3 protein-coding genes are annotated in these 4,105 nt (G+C 61.4%); 1 reads left to right on the top strand and 2 read right to left on the bottom strand.

Annotated features, from left to right (window positions below; translation table 11 throughout):
* A partial coding sequence (locus tag ACY693_RS16050; protein WP_462322818.1) for an MATE family efflux transporter occupies positions 1-1,441 on the bottom strand: 1,441 nt, incomplete at its 3' end.
* A 114-nt stretch (positions 1,442-1,555) separates the two neighbouring features.
* Positions 1,556-2,464, bottom strand: coding sequence for a polysaccharide biosynthesis/export family protein (locus tag ACY693_RS16045; RefSeq protein WP_462322817.1), 909 nt, complete (start codon positions 2,462-2,464; stop codon positions 1,556-1,558).
* A gap of 294 nt (positions 2,465-2,758) precedes the next feature.
* Here ACY693_RS16045 and ACY693_RS16040 point away from each other — a divergent pair.
* Positions 2,759-4,105: hypothetical protein (locus tag ACY693_RS16040; protein ID WP_462322816.1), on the top strand; the 1,347-nt coding region annotated here is incomplete at its 3' end.

Here is a 4,105-nt window from a genome sequence, read left to right as displayed (position 1 = left end):
AAAACAGAGTAAGACTCGTGGTCAGCATGCTATAGACCAGCCCCGCGGCGATGACAAGGATCGCGAGGGCCACGCGATCTAGCCCCTCTTGGATCAGCGAGACCGGTATGGCAACCAGGAGTCCCACGACGTACGGCATCAGGCCGGGGAGGAAGACGCGGGTCAGGTAGTCCTTGGTCGATACCTGGAGCAGCCGGTTTGCGCGAATGATGAAAACGAGCGCCGAAAGGGTCGTGGCGACGGCGACCGCGATCACGATCGGCAGCAGCTCCCAACCCTCGGCCCAAACCCAGGATAAGGGTAAGAGGATAAGCAGCAGGACGATATTCGGGATCGCGTAATAGAATTCGTCATGGGGACGACCAATGCCCTTGAGGATCGAGGTCCCCGGGCCAGTGAGCTTGGCAATCTGAACCGCGACCGCGGACAGCAGCATGATCGTGACTGCGCCTGGATACTCTTCGCCCAGCCAGACGTCGAGGATCGGTTGTGGCAGGGTCGCCAGGAAGGCGCAGATGAAGGCGGCGGTCAGATTCATGTAGCGTCCGCCCTTGAGGTAGAGCTGGGTTAGTTTTGCCCGACCGCTCGGGTCATGCTCTAGGCCGCCGTGCATATAGGATGCCGCCGGGACAAAGGCCCCAGCGAAGACGCTTGGAATCGTCCCCGCCATCCCGGGCAGCTTCTTCGCGATGTCGACCAGACCTGCGGCCTTGACGCCGATCAGTGTGGCGGCGAGGAGTCGCTCGGCGGAGTGGAGCAAAATCGCCAGGAAGCCGAGAATCTGCACCGTGCCGCCGAAGCGCAGGATCACGCGCAGCGACTGTTTGGTGATATGTCTCGGCGATAGACTAAACCACCGCTCGGTTCGCATAACGACGATGAAGGCCAGACCGATCTCGATGAGCGTGCGGATCAGGTAGGCTTCTGCCAACCCTTGAATGCCGCGTCCCATCCCGACCAGGACAAAGATCAGTAGGGTTTCGGTCAGATAGGCGACGACCCAGATCGTCTGCTGCGCCGCGATCCGCTGGCGGCCGATCAGGGTGTCGCCGAAGACCGAGAAGGCAATCGAGCCTAGGAAGACCGCGACCACCACCAGCACGACCTCGCCGGCCTGGATCTGCAGGTCGGGTGAGACCTTGAGCCAGATCAGCAGCTCTGGTAGTAGCAGGTAGACCACACCGAAGAGCAGTAGGCTCAGGGTCGTGGTGATCAACACACCGGCAGCGAGCACGCCGTTGGCTCGGGCATGCTCACGCTTGGCCGAGTATTCGGCGACGTACTTTACGTAGACATTAGAGATGCCGAAAGTCGAGATGCCGAGATAGCTGACCAGTACGAATGCGGTGGCCCATACGCCATAGGCCTCAAGCCCGATATGAGCGAGAACGAAGGGCGGGATCAGAAACCGCGTTGCCAGATAGCCGAATTTCGCCAGCATCTGGACGCTTACATTACGCGACAGCGCTTCCCGGGTCTCGGCGGCGTGATCGGGAGGGCTGGAATCGGCTGGTGCGGCGGGGGCGTTGCGGGGATATCGCATACGGATACGGAGCTAGTCGCTGCTGCTGCCAGTGAAGGTCTGAGTAAAGATCAAGAATGACGTAATCGGGTTGATTTGGCGCATCAGGTAGCCGACGCGTCCGAGGCGGCTGCTCGGGACATAGAGCACATCGCCTTGCGATAGGGACACATTCAGCTGCGGGTCGGGGCTTAGGAGGTCGCTCATCCTGACGGTCATGCTGGCGTTTTCCGAGGGGCGAACCAGGGTGACCTGATTGGGGTCGCCGTCTTCGGTTAAGCCGCCTGCGCGCGAGATGACGTCGAGCAAGGTCATCTCTGGGCTCAGATTGTAGGCCCCCGGCGTGTTTACCTGGCCTAAGGCATAAACAAGCTGATCGTCGGCGTCTGGGATATAGACGAGGTCGCCTGCTCGAAGCTGAAGGTTGAGCGCAAGGTTACGCCCTGCCAGCAAGTCCTTGAGGCTTAACCAGACCACACGATCCCGACCGCGAAACACTGCGCAGCGCGTCAGCGTCGCCTTCTCCGACCCCATACCGCCAACCGGTAGCCCGCCGGCGAGGGTGATCGCCTCGAGCAAGGTCGGCGGATTGATAAACTGGAGCGCACCAGGGTTGGTCACGCGGCCGAGGATGAGGATCTGGTTCGAGACATAGTCCGTCACCTCGATGTTGACCTGCGGCGCCTCGTAGTATTGCGCCAGGGCATTTCTGACCAGTTCGTGACTCTCCTCACGCCCGAGACCGCCGATCTTGATCGGGCCCGCGACGGGAAGACTGATGTAGCCGTCTGGACCAACCACATGCTCCCCCGAGAGCTCGGGACGCGACCAGACGGTGATATTCAGCATATCCCCTGAACCGAGCTCGTAGGTCGGCGGGGGCGGGCTGTTGAACGCTGCAAGCGCGGCAGCTGTTGTATAAGAGAGGTTTTTCTCGTTCACCACAAACGCGTCCGAATTACGGTCGGACTTGATCGGAGGTGTCGCCGTTAGGGTGCACGCGGCGAGCATCGTCGCGCAGAGCGCGGCGATGAGCGGACCCTTCGAATAACTCAGCCTTGAAAGGCAATGCATGCGTTCAGTCGTGGCGTAACAGGGTTTGGGCGATCTCATTAGCATGCCTGGCGCCCCCTCGGAGGAGGGATCAGCCTGCTGTCTGCCGTCAGCAGGGCTCCAGTATAGCTCACAGAGCCTGACCACCTTAGAAGTTGGAGTCATCCTGGAGCATCTGGTTCGATGAATCTGGATAACGACAAGACAGTGCGCCTGCTGGCTTTGGCCGCCTTCGGGCTCGTCGCCATCGCGTCGGTAGTTTTCTTACTGCTGCCGTTGCCGTCCGATCACTCGGGGTTGCACCGGGCCGACGCCAGTGCGCTACCGATCGCAGTGGCTCACCACTCCCTAGGAACCAATCTTCGTGAGGTTTCGGATTGGTCGACGGAGCTGCCCTTTCTCAATCTGTTCAAGCAGGCCCGGCCTTGGTTTACCCAGTGTGAGCGCCCCCGCGATGATGACTGCAGCGCTGGTTGGAACACCGGCGATGCCGACGCGCTCGATTTGGATCGGTGGGGCTGGGTCCGCTCGCTGCCCGATCCGCAGCAGCCCGGTTTTTCGATCGCGGCGACGGTGCTGGCCTTACCCAAGAGCATCCGCAAGGCTCGATACGTCATGCGCTACGAAGGTGCCGGTGAGCTGCGCTATCGCCTCGGTGCGCGTCGACTCCCGGCTGAGTCGAGGCCGGGACGAGATGTCCTGGAGATCGACCCGATTCAGGGCATCGCCCACATCCAGGTGTATACGACCGATCCCAAGGGCACCGAAGATTATCTGCGCAATCTGCGTTTGGTGCGAGAGGATCGTGAGGCCTTGCTTGACGCGGGGCAGGTTTTCAATCCAGACCTACTCGCTCGGACGCGGCCGTTTGAGGTCTTGCGCTTCATGGAATGGATGAAGATCAACGGCAGCCCGGTTGCACGTTGGGATCAGCGCACCCTTCCGGAACGGGCGAGCTGGAATGCCGAGGCTGGCGTTCCGTACGAGGTCATGATCGATCTCGCGAATCGCCTCCAAGCGCGAGCTTGGCTCAATATTCCCCACCAGGCCGATGATGACTTCGTCCGGCGCTTCGCCGAGCTCGTCCGCGATCGGCTCGACCCTGGCCTCAGCCTCTACCTCCAATACTCCAACGAGGTCTGGAACAGCGCCTTCTCGCAGCAGGCCTGGATTCGCGATCAGGCGCGGGTGCTGTGGCCGAGCAGCTCGGCGAGTGATTTCACCAAGGTGATCAACTGGTACGGCAAGCGCACGGCCGAGGTCTGCCGGATCTGGAGAGAGGTCTTTGCCGATGCCCCGCAGCGGGTGATCTGCGTGCTGGGGGCCCAGGCGGCCAACGAATGGACTGCAACGCAGGCGCTAGCCTGCCCGCTCTGGAGCGGCGGCCCGTGCATCGATCATGGCATCGACGCGATCGCCATCGCCCCCTATTTCGGGGGGTATCTCGGCAAGCCCGAATACGAATCCGAACTCGAAGACTGGACCTACACCAGCGATGGCGGCCTGGACCTGCTCGATCAGGAGCTGAGC

The sequence above is a fragment of the Halochromatium sp. genome (assembly GCF_054919635.1).
This window is presented reverse-complemented; position numbering and strand designations above follow the sequence as displayed.